Genomic DNA, 14,336 nt, shown 5'->3' with positions numbered 1-14,336 from the left:
CCCCTCTCTTCGGTTCCGGGGTGGACCTTCTTGCCCCGGGGCATCTGCGACCTCCCGCTTCTGGTACTGCCCGTATGCCCGCTGAAGCCCCGGAAGCCGACAAGCCGCCCTCAAGTGCGATGAGAACCCTTGATCTCTCGCGGAACCCTCACTCGGTTCCTTTCACGCGAGCGTCACCTCCACCGGCAGTTTCTTGATGCCGTTGACGAAGTTCGAGCGCACGCGGGGGACCTCACCGGTCAGGCGTATGTCCGCGAGGCGGGGGATGAGTTCCTCGAACATGATGCGGATCTCGGTGCGGGCCAGCAGGTTGCCCAGGCACAGGTGGGGGCTGCCCTTGCCGAAGGTCACGTGGTCGTTGTGCTGCCGGGCCACATCGAAGTCGTAGGGGTCGGTGAAGACCTCCTCGTCGCGGTTCCCCGAGGCGTACCACATGACGACCTTGTCGCCCTCCTTGATGCGTTTGCCGCCGAGTTCGACCTCCCGCGTTGCGGTCCGGCGGAAGTGGTAGACGGGAGACGCCCAGCGCAGGAACTCCTCGACCGCCGTGGGGATCAGGGACGGGTCGTCCTTCAAGCGGGCCAGCTGCTGCGGGTGTTGGAGCAGGGCCAGCATGGAGTGGGTGATGGTGTGCCGGGTGGTCTCGTTGCCGGCGACGACCAGGAGCAGGAAGTAGTTGTCGAAGTCCTGCACGGAGAGCGGGACTCCGTCGCGCGGGGTGGTGTTGACCAGTTTGGAGACCAGGTCGGTGCCCGCGCCACCGCGTCGCCGGCGGGCCAAATCCCGCCCGTACTCGAAGACTTCGAGCGAGGCGGGCGAACGGAACGGCAGGTCGCGGTACTTCTCGCTCTCCTCGCTGTGCAGGAGCACATCGGCGTAGTCGGGGTCGGTGTTGCCGATGATGCGGTTGCCCCAGTCGATGAGCCGCTGGTTGTCCTCCGGCGGGACGTCGAGCAGCCGGGCGAGCACGTTGATGGGGAAGTCGGCGGAGATCTCCTTCACGAAGTCGAAGCTGCCCTTGGCCAGCGCCGCGTCCAGGGTCTTCGCGGTCAGGCCGCGCAGGAAGTCCGCGTAGCTGTTGATCACCCCCGCCCCGAACTGCCGCTGGATCAGGCTGCGCAGGGCCCGGTGGCGGACGCCGTCGAGTTCCAGGATGGAGGCGCGTTTCTTGATCTGGTCGTCGTCGACCTCTTCGAGGTTGACGAACCGGGTGGAGGTGAACGTCTCGGCGTCCCGGTCGACCCGGGCGATGTCGGCGTGCCGGGTCACCGACCAGAAGCCGGAGTTGGGGGCCTCCTCGGGCTGCCAGTGGACGGGGTCCTCGTGGCGCAGGGTGTGGAACATGCGCCACGGGGTCACGCCGTCGGTGAAGTTGTCGAGGTTCGCGAGGTCGACGTCCGCGAGAGGCAGCGGTTCGTTCGCGGCGGCGGGCAGGGTCGTCTCGGTCATCGGTGGCTCCTCGGGGTCGTACGGCATGTCACAGGTGGTAGGCGTACTCGGTGAACTCCCAGTCGGTGACGTGCCGTTGGAAGCGCTCGACCTCGTTCCGCTTGTAGGAGAGGAAGGACGTGGTGAAGTCCTTGCCGAGTACCTCGGCCAGGGCGGTGTCCGCCTCCAGTGCGTCGAGGGCCTCGGACAGGGTGCCGGGCAGGAGGGCGGAGCGGGCCGGGTCGTAGCCGTAGCCCTCCAGCGGGGCGGGCGGCTCCTCCGCGGCCGTCACGCCCAGCAGGGCGGCGGCGATCGTGCCGGCGATCGCGAGGTAGGGATTGGCGCTGGCATCGCCGAGCCGCAGTTCGAGCCGGGCCCCGGAGCCGCGCTCGGGCGGGACGCGGACCATGGTGCTGCGGTTGTCGAGCCCCCAGTCGATCAGCCAGGGCGCGAGTGTGTCGGGTCCGAAACGTTTGTAGGAGTTGACGGTGGGGTTGAGGAGTGCGGCGAGGGCGGGCGCGTGGGCCATCACCCCGGCGACGGAGTGCCGTGCGGTGGCCGAGAGGCCGTAGGGCCCGGACGGGTCGTCGAAGGCGTTGCGGCCCTCGGTGTCGTGGCTCGACAGATGGAGGTGGAAGCCGGACCCTCCGGCGTCGTTGAAGGGTTTCGCCATGAAGGTGGCGAGTCTGCCCTCCTTGCGGGCCAGTTCCTTGATGGCGGCCTTGAAGCGGAACGCCCGGTCGGCGGCCGACATCGCCTCCGAGTGGACCAGGTTGATCTCGAACTGTCCGCCGTCGAACTCGTGGTTGCCGCTGAGCACGCCGATGTTCAGGTCGCGGACCTGGCGCAGGGTGCGCAGGAGGTGGTTGTCGGGGTCGGCGCGCAGCCCGGCCGTGTAGACGACACCGGGGTCGGACGCGTAGCGGCGCCAGCCGGCGGCACCGTCCCGCTCGCACAGGAAGTACTCCAACTCCGGCCCTACGACGGGTCGCAGCCCGTGCTCCGCGCACCGGTCGAGGACGGCCTGGAGGAGGTCGCGGGGGGACTCGGGGGCGGGCGCGCCGGTCGCCGGGTCCAGGACCTCGCCGAGACAGGTGGCCACGCCGGGCTCCCAGGGGAGGGGCGCGAGGGTGTCCAGGTCGGGGCGTACGCAGATGTCGGGCAGTCCCGCGTCCAGGCCGCCGCGGACCGGGACCACGTCTCCCTGCGGACTGGTGTGGTAGACGGCCCGGCAGAAGGCGAGCCCGTGTTCCACGGCCCGGGGCAGCTCCTCCAGCAGGACGTCGCGGGCGCGGTCGGTGCCGATGAGGTCGGGGTAGGTCACCCGGACCACGTCGATGCCCTCGGCTGCGAGTCGCTCCATGTGGCGGCGGACTTCCGGGATGTCTTGAACGCTCACCGTTGTCTCCTCGGGCGGACGGTGGGGCACTTCCGGGTCGGGAGCCCGGAGGCGGGCGAATGAGGGGCCGGGACACAGCGGTCGCGGGCGACCCCGGCAATGTTGTTTGACGCCAAACGGTAGGAGCGGTCCTCGCGTACCGCAAGAGGTGACGGCAAGAAAATTATCCATCCGGATAGGTATTGACCCCACCTCGGCGGCTTCCTATCTTGTTTGAAGCCAAACGAGTCAGGGGCGGTCTTCGAGCCCCTTTGGCCGGGGCCCGGCCAATGTGCCGGGCCCCTCTCCCCACCACTTCTCCGACGCCCTCACTCCAGGAGGCCGGCCATGAAGGTCGTCGTCGACATGAACAAGTGCCAGGACCACGGCCAGTGCGTCTTCGCGGCACCCGACGTCTTCCAGCTGGACGACGCCGGACACCTCGGCTACGTCCCCGACCCGGACGACGCCCTGCGCGACGAGGTCGAGGAAGCGGCGGACGTCTGCCCGCTCCAGGCCATCCGGATCGAGGACTGATGGCCGGCGGGAACGTGGTCGTCGTCGGCGCCTCGATGGGCGGCCTGCGCGCCGCCGAACAACTCCGCACGGCGGGCTGGACCGGCTCGGTGACGGTGATCGGCGACGAACCGCACATGCCCTACAACCGCCCCCCGCTCTCCAAGGAGGTCCTCGCCGGCAAGGCCTCCTTCGACTCCCTCGCCTTCACCCCCAAGGCAAGCACCGCCGACGTCGAATGGCGGCTCGGCCGAAGGGCCGTAGCGGCCGACCTCGCCGGACGCACCCTGACCCTCGACGACACCACGACCCTCTCCTACGACGGCCTGGTCGTCGCCACCGGAATGCGCCCCCGGCGCCTGCGCTGCCCCGGACCGCTCACCGGCCGTCACACCGTACGCACCCTCGCCGATACGCAAGGCCTGCGCGCCGAACTGACCAGGCCGGGCGTGCGCGTGGTCGTGGTGGGCGCCGGATTCATCGGCTGTGAGGTGGCCGCCACCGCCGTGGGCCTCGGCGTGACCGAGGTGACCGTCGTCGACCCGCTGGCGCTGCCCATGGTGGGACCGCTCGGCGAACTGCTGGCCGGTGCCTTGCTGCGGCGGCACGAGCAGCGCGGGGTGCGCTTCGCGCTCGGTACCGGGGTCGCCGGCTTCGAGGGCGACGACCGGGTGACGGGTGTCGTGCTGGGCGACGGCACCGTCCTGGCCGCCGACGTGGTGGTGGAGTCGGTCGGTTCGCTCGCCAACACCGAGTGGCTGGAAGGCAATGGGCTCGACCTGAGCGACGGCGTGCTCACCGACGAGCTGCTGCGGGTCGGTGGACTGCCGTCCGTCGTCGCGGTCGGTGATGTGGCCCGATTCCCCAACGCCCGCTACGACGGGGTGCCTCGCCGGGTGGAGCACTGGTCGATCCCGACGGACAGCGCCAAACACGCGGCGAGGAGTCTCGTCACCCATCTCACCGACTCCCAGGGCGAGTTGGGAGCCTTCGCGCCGCTGCCCACCTTCTGGAGCGACCAGCACGACTTCCGGTTGCAGTCCTTCGGCTCGCCCCTGCTCGGCCTCGACGACGTCCGGGTCCTGGACGGCGACCCGGACGGCGACCTCATCGCCGGCTACCACCGCGAGGACCTGCTCGTCGGCGTCGTGGCGCTCGGTGCACCCACGACGGCCGCGCGGGCCGCCCGTTACCGCACCGCGCTCCTCCAGCAGCCCGCCCTCACCGCGTAAGGAACCAACGTCATGGCCAGCGTCCGTGGTTACTTCCATCCCAAGACCGCGACCGGATCGTCGTCACTGATCCCCGCGCCGCCCTGGCGCTACTCCGGCGACCTGCTCACCGTCGAGTACCGCACGGATCCCGCACGGGTGCGTGAACTGCTGCCAGAACCACTGGAGTTGGCCGACGAGGACCCCGGTGCGGTCGCGCTGATCTGGGCCGACTGGCAGTCCTGCTCGAAGACGGGGGACGAACTGCTCGACCCCGTGCTCGCCCAGTACAAGGAGGCGTTCGCGGTCGTGCGCTGCTCGTTCCGGGGCCGGACGTACTCGCGGTGCGTGTACATCTGGGTCGACAAGGACTTCGCGATCGCGCGCGGGCTGCACCAGGGCTATCCGAAGAAGCTCGGCTCCATCCACCAGACACGACCGCATCCCTACGGCCCCGCGCCCCGCGTCGAGGCGGGCGCCCGCTTCGGCGCGACCCTCGCCGCGGCCGACCGGCGCCTCGCCGAGACCGTGGTGACCCTGCGCGAACCCGCGGAGGCGAACGGGTTCGTGAACGCCCACCCCATGGCTCATCACCGCTGGCTCCCCTCCATAGAGAAGGGCAAGGGCCTGGCACTCGACGAACTGGTCGAGACGGGCGCCGCCGCCTTCGAGGGCGGTCAACCCTGGGTCGGAGACGCAGAGTTGGCGCTGTTCGAGGCACCCACGGAGGAGCTGGCCCGGCTGGAGGTCCGCGAGCCGATCGCCGCGTACTACCGACAGGTCGGGGTCGTCTGGGACGGCGGCCGACTGCTGGAGTCCGGCACGTCGGCGGTAACTGCCGACTAGTCCCGCCTGTCCGCCCGTCGCCCCTTTGCGTCAGGAGCCCTTCCCATGCCAGAGAAGATCATCGTCGCCGGAGTCCCCGTCGACACCCGGCACTTCATCGGCGGCCGACGCGTCGCCTCCCCCGACACCTTCGACGACGTCTCCCCGATCGACGGCCAACTCCTCGGCCCGATCGCCCGCGGCGGCCCGGCCGAGGCCGGGGCCGCGATCGGCGCCGCCCGCGAGGCGTTTCCCGGCTGGGCCGCCACTCCCCGCGCCGAGCGCGCCCGCATCCTGCACACCATCGCCGACGGCGTCGAGAAGCGCATCGAGGAACTCTCGATCGTCGAGACCCACGACAACGGCGCTCTGCTCCGCTCGCACCGCCGTGGCGTCATGCCCCGTGTCGCGCACAACTTCCGCTTCTTCGCCGACTGGTTGCTCACCCTCGACCACGACGACTTCGAGACGCGCGGCCACACCAACCACGTGAGCTGGGACCCGGCCGGCCCCTGCGTCCTGATCACCCCGTGGAACGCCCCTTTGATGCTGGCCACTTGGAAGGTGGCCCCGGCCCTGGCGGCCGGCAACACCGTCGTCCTCAAGCCGGCCGAGTGGTCCCCGCTGACTGCCTCTCTGCTGGCCGACATCGCCACCGAGGCCGGACTGCCGCCCGGTGTCCTCAACGTCGTCCAGGGCTACGGCGCGGAGATCGGCGACGCCCTCACCTCGCACCCGGACGTACGCCGGATCAGCTTCACCGGCTCGGTGCCCACGGCCAGGCGGATCGCCGCGTCGGCCGCCGCCCACCTCACCCCGCTCAGCCTCGAACTCGGCGGCAAGTCACCGCTGTTGGTGTTCGCGGACGCTGATCTCGAGCTCGCCGTGGACCTCGCCGTCGAGCAATACGACAACGCCGGCCAGGTGTGTCTGGCCGCCACCCGCATCCTCGTCGAGGAGTCCGTCGCCGAGGAGTTCACGCGACGGTTCGAGGAGAAGGCCTCGGCTCTGGTCCAGGGCGATCCACGTGAGGAGGCCACCGACCTCGGACCCACCATCCACTCCCGCCAGCTGGAGAAGATCGACGGGTTCGTGCAGCGGGCGGTCGCGGCCGGGGCCCGTGCCGTCGTCGGCGGCCACCGCAACGGCGGTCAGTACTACGAACCCACCCTCCTCACCGACGTCGCCCAGGACTCGGAGATCGTGCAGGAGGAGGTCTTCGGACCGGTCCTGACCCTCCAGACCTTCGCCGACGAGGAGGAAGCGGTCAGGCTCGCCAACGACTCCCGCTTCGGGCTGGCCGCCACCCTCGCCACCGGCGACCGCGAACGCGCCGAGCGCGTCACCGCGCGGCTGGTCGCGGGCACGGTCTGGGTCAACTGCTTCTTCGTGCGCGACCTCCGGGCACCGTTCGGCGGCTCCCGCCTCTCCGGTGTCGGACGTGAGGGCGGCACCTGGAGCTTCGACTTCTACTGCGACCTGAAGAACACCGTCACCGCCCCGAACGGATGGAACAACCATGGGTGAGATCGTCGGGGCCGGCCTGCTGGCCCATGTCCCCACCATCGTGCTGCCCGAGGCGGATCGGCTGGAGCTGAACGAGGGCAGGGAGATCACCCTTGTCACCGGCCTCCGCCGGCTCCGCGAGGACGTCTTCGACCGCGACGACTACGACACCGTCGTCGTCCTCGACTCCCACTGGGCGACGACCGTCGAGTTCGTCGTCACCGCCCAGCAGCGGCGCGCCGGGCTCTTCACCTCCGAGGAACTGCCGCGCGGCATGTGCCGGATGCCGTACGACTATCCCGGCGACCCCGAACTCGCCCACAACATCGCCGAGTTCGCCGACCGGAACGGTACCTGGATCACCCCGATCGAGGACGACTACCTGCCCGTGTACTACGCCACCATCAACCTCTGGAAGTTCCTCGGCGAGGGACTGCCGGACAAGCGGTGGGTCACCATCGGCGTCTGCCAGACCGGGGACATGGAGGACCATCTGCGCCTGGGCCGCGCGCTCGCCGGCGGCATCGCGGCCACTCCCGGCCGCCGGGTCCTGGTCATCGCCTCCGGCGCCCTTTCGCACACCTTCTGGCCGCTGCGCGAGATCCGCGACCACGAGGCCAGCGACCCCGCGCACATCCGTACGCCCGAGGCCCGCGAGGCGGACTACGAGCGGATCGCCTGGTTCAAGGAGGGCCGACACGACAAGGTCCTCGACACCATGGAGGAGTTCTGGAAGTACAAGCCCGAGGCGAAGTTCTTCCACTACCTGATGCTGGCCGGTGCTCTCGGCGAACAGGCCTGTACGGCAAGGGCCCGCCAGTACGGCGAGTACGAGAACTCCGTCGGCACCGGCCAGGTCCACCTCTGGTTCGACCGCCCCGGTACCGGCTGGACCGGCGACGACCTGCCGGTACCCCCCTCACCCCGCACCCCGCACAGCCGCCCCTAGGAGAGCGACATGCCCGAGTACCGCCGCATTCTGCTGGACGGCTCCACCGTCGAGGTCACCGTCGACGGGGACGAACTCGTCGCCGGGGACGGCCGCCGCGTCAAGACCGACGAGGCGCTGCACCTGCCCCCGGTGGTCCCGTCCAAGGTGATCGCCGTCCACCTCAACCACCGCAGCCGGGTGGACGAGTTCCGGATCGATCTCCCGGACACCCCGACCTACTTCCACAAACCGACCTCCTCCCTGAACTCCCACAGGGGCGCGATCGTCCGCCCCGAGGGCTGCAAGTGGCTCAACTACGAGGGCGAGGTCGCCATCGTCATCGGCAGGACTGCGCGGAACGTCTCTCCGGCCGAGGCCGGCGAGTACATCGCCGGCTACACCGTCGCCAACGACTACGGCCTGCACGACTTCCGCGACACAGACGCCGGCTCCATGCTCCGCGTCAAGGGCTCCGACACCCTCTGCCCGCTCGGCCCGGGCCTGGTCACCGACTGGGACTTCCGCGGCAAGCGGCTGCGGACATACGTCAACGGCGAGGTCGTACAGGACGGGTCGACCGACGAGATGAAGTGGGACATGCACTATCTCGTGGCCGACATCGCCCGCACCATCACCCTCTACCCGGGCGACGTGCTGCTGTCCGGCACGCCCGCCAACTCGCGTCCCGTCCAGCCCGGGGACGTCGTCGAGGTCGAGGTCGAAGGACTGGGCAGACTCACCAACCACGTCGTCACCGGACCCGCCGCCATCCGCACCGACGTCGGCGCCCAGCCCACCGAATCCGAAGAAGTACTGTCCACCGCGCTCGGCGGCGACTGGGAATTCCGTGGCATCCGTCCGCCGCGTCTGTGAGCACCCCGGCGCCGGTAGGGTCGCCCGCATGACCGAGCCCGCCGGCCGCCGCCCCCGCAAGCGCGTCACCTACGGCGAGGGCCGCGAGGCCTTGCTGGACGCCGCGGTGCGCGTGGTGGCACGTGGCGGGCTGCGCGGGCTCACCTACCGCGCCGTCGCGGAGGAGGCGGGGGTCACCCACGGGCTCGTGGTGCACCACTTCGGGACGCGCGACACGCTGATCGAGGAGGCGCTCTCCCACGCCATCCGCTCCTCCCTCAGCAGCAGCGACCTCGAACCCGGCACCGGAAGGCCCGAGGACTTCTCGCACGGGCTGACCGAGATGGTGGACTCGGGGCCGGACCTCCAGGCCTTCCAGTACGAACTGCTCCTGGAGTCCCGGCGCCGCCCGGAGCTGCTGTCCCACCTGCGCGCGCTCTACGACGAGTACTTCGCGGCCACCCGGCGCGAGCTGACCCAGATGCTGCCCGGACCTGTCGACGAGGGCCTGTCCCGGATGGTGTTCGCCACCCTGGAGGGCCTGGTCCTGCACCAACTGGTCTTCGGTGAGCGCGAGGTCATCGAGGACGCCCTCGACGAGCTGCGCAACGTCCTGCGGCTGCTCGCACGGGAGCGTGACGGGAACTGACCTCCCGCTCCCGCCTCTCGCCGATCACGACCTCGTAAGAAATCCGCGTCGCGCACGGATTCCCCCGCGCCACCCCCTTGCCAAACGGATAGTTCCGCCCCACGATGAGGCAACTCGTTTGGCCTGAAACGACCATCCCCTTTCATGGCAGGTGATCCGAGTGGACAGTCAGGCGGTCGCATCCCAGCGGTCCGTGCGGGACGAACCCACGGCAGGCACGCTCAAACCCAACGCGCTCGGCGTGCTGGGCATCCTCTTCCTCGTTCTGTCCGCCCAGGCGCCGCTGACCGGCATCGCCGGAGCGGTCCCGATCTCCGTCGGCATCGGCAACGGTCCCGGCACCGCCGGCGCCTACGTCCTGGTCGGCGTGGTGACCCTGCTCTTCTCGGTCGGCTTCGTCACCATGGGCCGTCACGTGGTCGACGCGGGCGCCTTCTACACCTACATCGGCACCGGGCTCGGCCGCACCACCGGGGCCGGCAGCGCGGGCGTGGCGCTCTTCGCGTACTGCGCCATCCAGGCCGCCATGTACGGGCTGTACGGCTCCATCGTCAGCGGACTGGCCGACGCCCACACGGGACTCGACCTGCCGTGGTGGGTGTGGTCGCTGCTGACCATGGCCGTCGTGCAGGTCCTCGGCGCCACCGGCATCGACATGGGTGCCAAGCTGCTGGCCGTGTTCGTTCTGGCGGAGTTCAGCATCCTGCTGGCCTTCAGCCTCGTCACCCTCGTCAAGGGCGGCGGTCCGGAAGGCCTCGGCTTCACCGAGACGTTCTCACCGAGCGCAGTGACCCAGGGCGCACCGGGCGTGGCCGTGATGTTCGCCGTCGCCTCCATGTTCGGCTTCGAGGCCACCGCGATCTACGGCGAGGAGGCGCGCGAGCCGAAGAAGACGGTCCCCCGCGCCACCTACCTGGCGGTCGTCGTGGTCGTCGGCTTCTTCGCTCTGACGTCCTGGATGCTGGTCGCCGCGTACGGACCCTCCAAGGCCGTCGCGGCGGCGGGCAAGGCACTGGCGAGCGGGGACTCCACGGCGTTCGTCTTCGCCCCGATCGCCGCGCAGTTCGGCGGCTGGGTCAACGACGTCCTGCCGGTCCTGCTGGCCACATCCCTCTTCGCGGGCCTGCTCACCTTCCACAACTCCGCCAACCGCTACCTCTTCTCGCTCGGCCGCGACGGGCTGCTGCCCCGCCGCCTGTGCACTCTCAACAGCCGCCACGCGCCCTGGACGGCCGGCTGTGTGCAGACCCTCGTCGCGGTGGCTCTGGTGGTGCCGTTCGCACTCGCGGGCAATGACCCGGTGCTGACGCTCTTCTCCTGGTTCAGCGGGGTCGCCGTCCTGGCGATGATGCTCCTGTACCTGCTGACCTCGGTGTCCGTGGTGGTCTTCTTCCGCCGCGAGCGCCTGGAGGTGCGGCTGTGGAACACGCTGATAGCCCCGATCCTCGCGACGATCGCGGTGGCCGGTGCCGTCTGGCTCATCCTCGCCAACTTCACCACCCTCATCGGCGGCGACAGCACCACGGCTCTCTGGCTCGCCCTGTCGGTCCCGGTCGTCATGGCACTGAGCATCGTGACCGCACGGCTGAGCCGCCGCGGGCCCTCGACCGCCGACAGCTGACCGGCTCCCCTCCTCCGGTGCGCGTCCGACGACACGGGCGCGTTCCGGGGGAGACACACCACGCTCTCCCCCCTGCTGACGAAGTGGAGTTCCCATGCAGGCCGTCACTCATGACGGATGGCTCTGCCGCGCCAAGGCCTTCCAGGTGTACGGCGCCCACCACATCGGCGGTGCCGACGAACCCGGAAACGGTGGCACCTTCCGGGTCGTCTCCCCGCGTGACGGCCAGGTGGTCGCCGAGGTCGCCGACGGCGGCCCCGCCGAGGTGGACGCGGCCGTGGCCGCCGCCCGCCGCGCCTTCGACACGGGCCCCTGGCCGCGTCTGGCCCCGGCCGAACGCGGCCGGGTCCTGCTCCGGCTCGCCGAACTCCTCGAAGAACAGCGGGAGTCGCTCGCCCTCGCGGTGAGCCTGGAGATGGGCAAGCCGGTCACGGACGCCCATGACATCGAGCTGCGCGCGGCGATCAACACCTTCCGCTGGTACGGGCAGTTGGCCGACAAGCTGACGGACGAGTCCCCGCACACCGCGCCGGACGCGCTCGCCCTCGTCACCCGCGAACCCGCCGGTGTCGTGGGCGCCGTCGTCCCGTGGAACTTCCCGCTGACGCTTGCGAGTTGGAAGGTGGCCCCGGCCCTCGCGGCTGGCTGCACGGTCGTACTCAAGCCGTCCGAGAACTCACCGCTGTCCGCCCTGCTGCTGGGCCGGCTCGCCACGGAGGCCGGACTGCCGCCGGGAGTCCTCAACGTCGTAACCGGCGACGGCCCGACTGCCGGTCGGGCGCTGGGATTTCACCCCGACGTCGATGTGCTCGCCTTCACCGGCTCCACCGCCGTCGGCCGGCACTTCCTGCGCTACTCCGCCGACTCCAATCTCAAGAGGGTCTGGCTGGAGCTGGGCGGGAAGTCGCCCAACATCGTCCTTCCGGACGCCCCCGACCTGGAGAAGGCAGCCGCCACGGCCGCCTGGGGCATCTTCTTCAACCAGGGCGAGATGTGCACCGCCCCGTCCCGGCTGCTCGTGCACTCCTCCGTCGCCGAGCAGGTCACCGAGGCTGTCGTCGCACGAGCCCGGGAGCTGCGGGTGGGCGACCCCCTGGACCCGGCGACCGAGATGGGCGCATTGGTCGGCGAGGGGCATCTGGAGCGCGTACTCGGCCATGTGCGGCGTGGTGTCGCCGAGGGCGCCCGGCTGCGTACGGGAGGCGCGCGCACCCGTACCGACAGCGGCGGCAGCTTCGTCGAGCCGACCGTGTTCGACCGGGTCGAGGTCGGCGCCGGGCTGGCTCGCGAGGAGATCTTCGGCCCCGTCCTTTCTGTCATCTCCTTCAACACCCTTGAGGAAGCGGTGGAGTTGGCCAACGCCACCGAATACGGCCTGGCCGCCGGTCTGTGGACCTCGGACCTGAGCACCGCCCACCGGATCTCCCGCGCCCTCAAGGCGGGCACCGTGTGGGTGAACTGCTACGAGGAGGGTGACCTGACCGTGCCCTTCGGCGGGATGAAGCAGTCGGGCAACGGCCGCGACAAGTCCGCGCACGCCCTGGAAAAGTACACCGAGCTCAAGACGACCTGGATCCAGCTGTGACCGTCCCGCCGCGCCCGCTGATCGCCCTGCCCGCCCGCTTCTCCGCCACCACCTCGGCGCTGCGGTACGCGGCCGAGGTCACCGCCCGGGCCCTCGTCGAGGCGGTGTGGCGGGCGGGCGGCGAACCCGCGACCATCCACCCGTACGCCCCCGACGGCACCGCCGACCCCGCGGAGGTCACGACCCGCCTCGCCCGCTTCGACGGGGTACTGCTGCCCGGCGGCGGCGACCTCGCACCGTACCGCTACGGAGCGGGCGCGGCCCACGAGAGCGTGTACGACGTCGACGACCAGCAGGACGGCTTCGACCTCGAAGTGGCCCGGAAGGCCCTGGAGTTGGGCCTGCCCCTGCTGGCCGTGTGCCGCGGACTCCAGGTCGTCAACGTGGCGCTCGGCGGCACTCTGGAGCAGGACATGGGCGGGCCGGACCGCGAACATCGCCATGTCGTGCATCCCGTGACACTGGAGCCCGGGTCGGTCCTCGCAGCGGCGACGGGCGCGGAGAAGGTGGAGGTGTCCTGCTACCACCACCAGCGCGTCGACCGGCCTGGCGACGGAGTACGGGTGACCGCACGGGCTGCCGACGGCACTGTCGAGGGGCTCGAACTCCCCGACGCCCGCAGCTGGTTCACGGCCGTGCAGTGGCATCCCGAGGACACCGCGCACCGGAACGCCGCGCAGCAGGGCCTGTTCGACGCCCTCGTCCGGGAGGCCCGGCCAACCCGCTGAGATTCAGGCCCTGGGCCGGCGCCCGCTGCGTCGGGGTGCCGGCTCCGCTCCGTCCAGCAGGGACTGTCGGCGCTCCTCACCGTGGTCCTCCACCTGAAGCACGACGCGGCGCAGCATGTCGGCGAGACCGCGGCAGTCGTCGTCGGTGAGTTGCCCGGTAACGAAGGCCTCCTCCTCGTTGAACTGCGGGAACAGCCGTTGCATCAGCTGCTCGCCCTCGTCCGTGAGACTGAGCAGGACCAGCCTCCCGTCCGTCGGATGACCGGCCCGCCTGAGCAGCCCACGCGACTCCAGCGTGCGGGCCACACCCGTCAGCGTCCCCTTGGAGATCCCCGCCTCCTCCGCGACATGCCGGGTCTCCGACTCGTCCCACACCCAGACGACCCACAGGACGACGAAGGCGGTCCAGGTCAGGTCGGAGCCCCGCAGCACGGAGTTCTCCAGGTGCTGGCGCACCGCCGCCGCGGCCCGGTGGATGTTGGCGACCGCCGCCATCTGATCCCGGCGTATCGGGAAACCGCCGAGCCTCTGTGCGGCGAGTTTCTCGGCTTCGGTAATCGATCGGTGGCCGGGCACAGGGGGCTCCCTCTCTCTGACACTGGTCGTTCGGGATCAAATTGTACGGAGACGGATCGCCGGGAGGGTACGGCGGTGCAGTGGCTGCCACGTCGGAGGGCCATCCCTCCGCGACGTTGCGCCGAAGACGAACACCTCGTCCCCGGGGCCGCCCGGGAACGGTTGACCGCGTGCCGCGCCACTGCCATCAGTTAGTTGGGGGTGGCGACGGCGAAGGGCACGGTGCCGGGGAAGACTGCGCGGCTATGGACGGTGTCGTTCCCGATGAGGAGGCACTCGGTCATCCCGCCGGTCTTCCCGCCGCAGTCGATGAGCCACGTCGGCGCGCACTTCGATGATCTCGTCGGTCGGCGTCCAGTGGCCTGACCGGCCCCAGCACGTCGACGGCAAGTCCCCGCTTGCGTCCTGGTGTCCTCTCGCTCACATCCAGTCCCGAGGGGCGGGTCCTTTGATCGGCGCACCTTCTCCCTCACCTGGCAGCGCCACTGACAGCCTGTCCGGTTCTGGTAGAAGATCGCGTTCACGGCTTT

13 protein-coding genes are annotated in these 14,336 nt (G+C 70.3%); 10 read left to right on the top strand and 3 right to left on the bottom strand.

Features of this window, described 5'->3' with window-relative positions:
* Positions 1-162 precede the first annotated feature (162 nt).
* Positions 163-1,449 carry a cytochrome P450 gene (locus tag ACWDEW_RS31150; protein WP_450517080.1) on the bottom strand — a complete coding sequence of 429 codons (1,287 nt, stop codon included), beginning with the start codon at positions 1,447-1,449 and terminating at the stop codon, positions 163-165.
* A gap of 28 nt (positions 1,450-1,477) precedes the next feature.
* A complete protein-coding gene (locus tag ACWDEW_RS31145; RefSeq protein WP_450517215.1) occupies positions 1,478-2,791 on the bottom strand; it encodes a glutamine synthetase family protein in 1,314 nt (437 codons plus the stop codon).
* Positions 2,792-3,154: 363 nt separating this feature from the next.
* On the opposite strand from ACWDEW_RS31145, the gene ACWDEW_RS31140 reads away from it, so the two are divergent.
* The 10 genes from ACWDEW_RS31140 to ACWDEW_RS31095 all read left to right on the top strand — a co-directional run bounded on the left by ACWDEW_RS31140 (position 3,155) and on the right by ACWDEW_RS31095 (position 13,230).
* Entirely contained in the window at positions 3,155-3,343 is a 189-nt protein-coding gene (locus ACWDEW_RS31140; protein WP_362983495.1) for a ferredoxin, read from the top strand.
* Positions 3,343-4,554 carry an NAD(P)/FAD-dependent oxidoreductase gene (locus ACWDEW_RS31135; protein ID WP_450517077.1) on the top strand — a complete coding sequence of 404 codons (1,212 nt, stop codon included), beginning with the start codon at positions 3,343-3,345 and terminating at the stop codon, positions 4,552-4,554. Before ACWDEW_RS31140 ends, ACWDEW_RS31135 begins: the two co-directional genes overlap by 1 nt.
* 12 nt (positions 4,555-4,566) lie before the next feature.
* Positions 4,567-5,379, top strand: a complete 813-nt coding sequence (locus ACWDEW_RS31130; RefSeq protein WP_450517075.1) for an acetoacetate decarboxylase family protein — start codon at positions 4,567-4,569, stop codon at positions 5,377-5,379.
* 45 nt (positions 5,380-5,424) lie between these two features.
* On the top strand, positions 5,425-6,885 hold the full coding sequence (locus ACWDEW_RS31125; protein ID WP_450517073.1) for an aldehyde dehydrogenase: 1,461 nt from the start codon (positions 5,425-5,427) through the stop codon (positions 6,883-6,885).
* A complete protein-coding gene (locus ACWDEW_RS31120; protein WP_450517071.1) occupies positions 6,878-7,813 on the top strand; it encodes a 3,4-dihydroxyphenylacetate 2,3-dioxygenase in 936 nt (311 codons plus the stop codon). Before ACWDEW_RS31125 ends, ACWDEW_RS31120 begins: the two co-directional genes overlap by 8 nt.
* 9 nt (positions 7,814-7,822) lie before the next feature.
* Complete coding sequence (locus ACWDEW_RS31115) at positions 7,823-8,668, top strand: fumarylacetoacetate hydrolase family protein (protein ID WP_450517069.1); 846 nt, start codon at positions 7,823-7,825, stop codon at positions 8,666-8,668.
* A 28-nt stretch (positions 8,669-8,696) separates the two neighbouring features.
* The gene (locus ACWDEW_RS31110) at positions 8,697-9,296 is read left to right on the top strand and encodes a TetR/AcrR family transcriptional regulator (RefSeq protein WP_450517067.1); all 600 of its coding nucleotides are present in this window, start codon (positions 8,697-8,699) and stop codon (positions 9,294-9,296) included.
* A 160-nt stretch (positions 9,297-9,456) separates the two neighbouring features.
* Positions 9,457-10,917, top strand: a complete 1,461-nt coding sequence (locus ACWDEW_RS31105; RefSeq protein ID WP_450517065.1) for an APC family permease — start codon at positions 9,457-9,459, stop codon at positions 10,915-10,917.
* A 94-nt stretch (positions 10,918-11,011) separates the two neighbouring features.
* Positions 11,012-12,502: an aldehyde dehydrogenase gene (locus tag ACWDEW_RS31100; RefSeq protein ID WP_450517063.1), complete on the top strand. Its 1,491-nt coding sequence runs from the start codon at positions 11,012-11,014 to the stop codon at positions 12,500-12,502.
* On the top strand, positions 12,499-13,230 hold the full coding sequence (locus tag ACWDEW_RS31095; protein WP_450517061.1) for a gamma-glutamyl-gamma-aminobutyrate hydrolase family protein: 732 nt from the start codon (positions 12,499-12,501) through the stop codon (positions 13,228-13,230). The genes ACWDEW_RS31100 and ACWDEW_RS31095 overlap by 4 nt, the downstream gene beginning before the upstream one ends.
* A 3-nt stretch (positions 13,231-13,233) precedes the next feature.
* Here ACWDEW_RS31095 and ACWDEW_RS31090 read toward each other — a convergent pair whose 3' ends face one another.
* Positions 13,234-13,806: a MarR family winged helix-turn-helix transcriptional regulator gene (locus ACWDEW_RS31090; RefSeq protein WP_362983486.1), complete on the bottom strand. Its 573-nt coding sequence runs from the start codon at positions 13,804-13,806 to the stop codon at positions 13,234-13,236.
* Between the last annotated feature and the right edge of the window lie 530 nt (positions 13,807-14,336).

Source organism: Streptomyces sp. NPDC001100 (assembly GCF_053598575.1).
Note: the sequence above shows the minus strand (reverse complement) of the source record. Positions and strands in the feature narration are given on the sequence as shown.

What these genes read in the sequence shown, in the direction of transcription:
- ACWDEW_RS31115 (WP_450517069.1), top strand. Translation starts at nt 7,823, where the DNA reads ATGCCCGAGTACCGCCGCATTCTGCTGGACGGCTCCACCGTCGAGGTC.
- ACWDEW_RS31120 (WP_450517071.1), top strand. Translation starts at nt 6,878, where the DNA reads ATGGGTGAGATCGTCGGGGCCGGCCTGCTGGCCCATGTCCCCACCATC.
- ACWDEW_RS31135 (WP_450517077.1), top strand. Translation starts at nt 3,343, where the DNA reads ATGGCCGGCGGGAACGTGGTCGTCGTCGGCGCCTCGATGGGCGGCCTG.
- ACWDEW_RS31145 (WP_450517215.1), bottom strand. Translation starts at nt 2,791, where the DNA reads ATGGAGCGACTCGCAGCCGAGGGCATCGACGTGGTCCGGGTGACCTAC.
- ACWDEW_RS31140 (WP_362983495.1), top strand. Translation starts at nt 3,155, where the DNA reads ATGAAGGTCGTCGTCGACATGAACAAGTGCCAGGACCACGGCCAGTGC.
- ACWDEW_RS31110 (WP_450517067.1), top strand. Translation starts at nt 8,697, where the DNA reads ATGACCGAGCCCGCCGGCCGCCGCCCCCGCAAGCGCGTCACCTACGGC.
- ACWDEW_RS31130 (WP_450517075.1), top strand. Translation starts at nt 4,567, where the DNA reads ATGGCCAGCGTCCGTGGTTACTTCCATCCCAAGACCGCGACCGGATCG.
- ACWDEW_RS31125 (WP_450517073.1), top strand. Translation starts at nt 5,425, where the DNA reads ATGCCAGAGAAGATCATCGTCGCCGGAGTCCCCGTCGACACCCGGCAC.
- ACWDEW_RS31100 (WP_450517063.1), top strand. Translation starts at nt 11,012, where the DNA reads ATGCAGGCCGTCACTCATGACGGATGGCTCTGCCGCGCCAAGGCCTTC.
- ACWDEW_RS31150 (WP_450517080.1), bottom strand. Translation starts at nt 1,449, where the DNA reads ATGACCGAGACGACCCTGCCCGCCGCCGCGAACGAACCGCTGCCTCTC.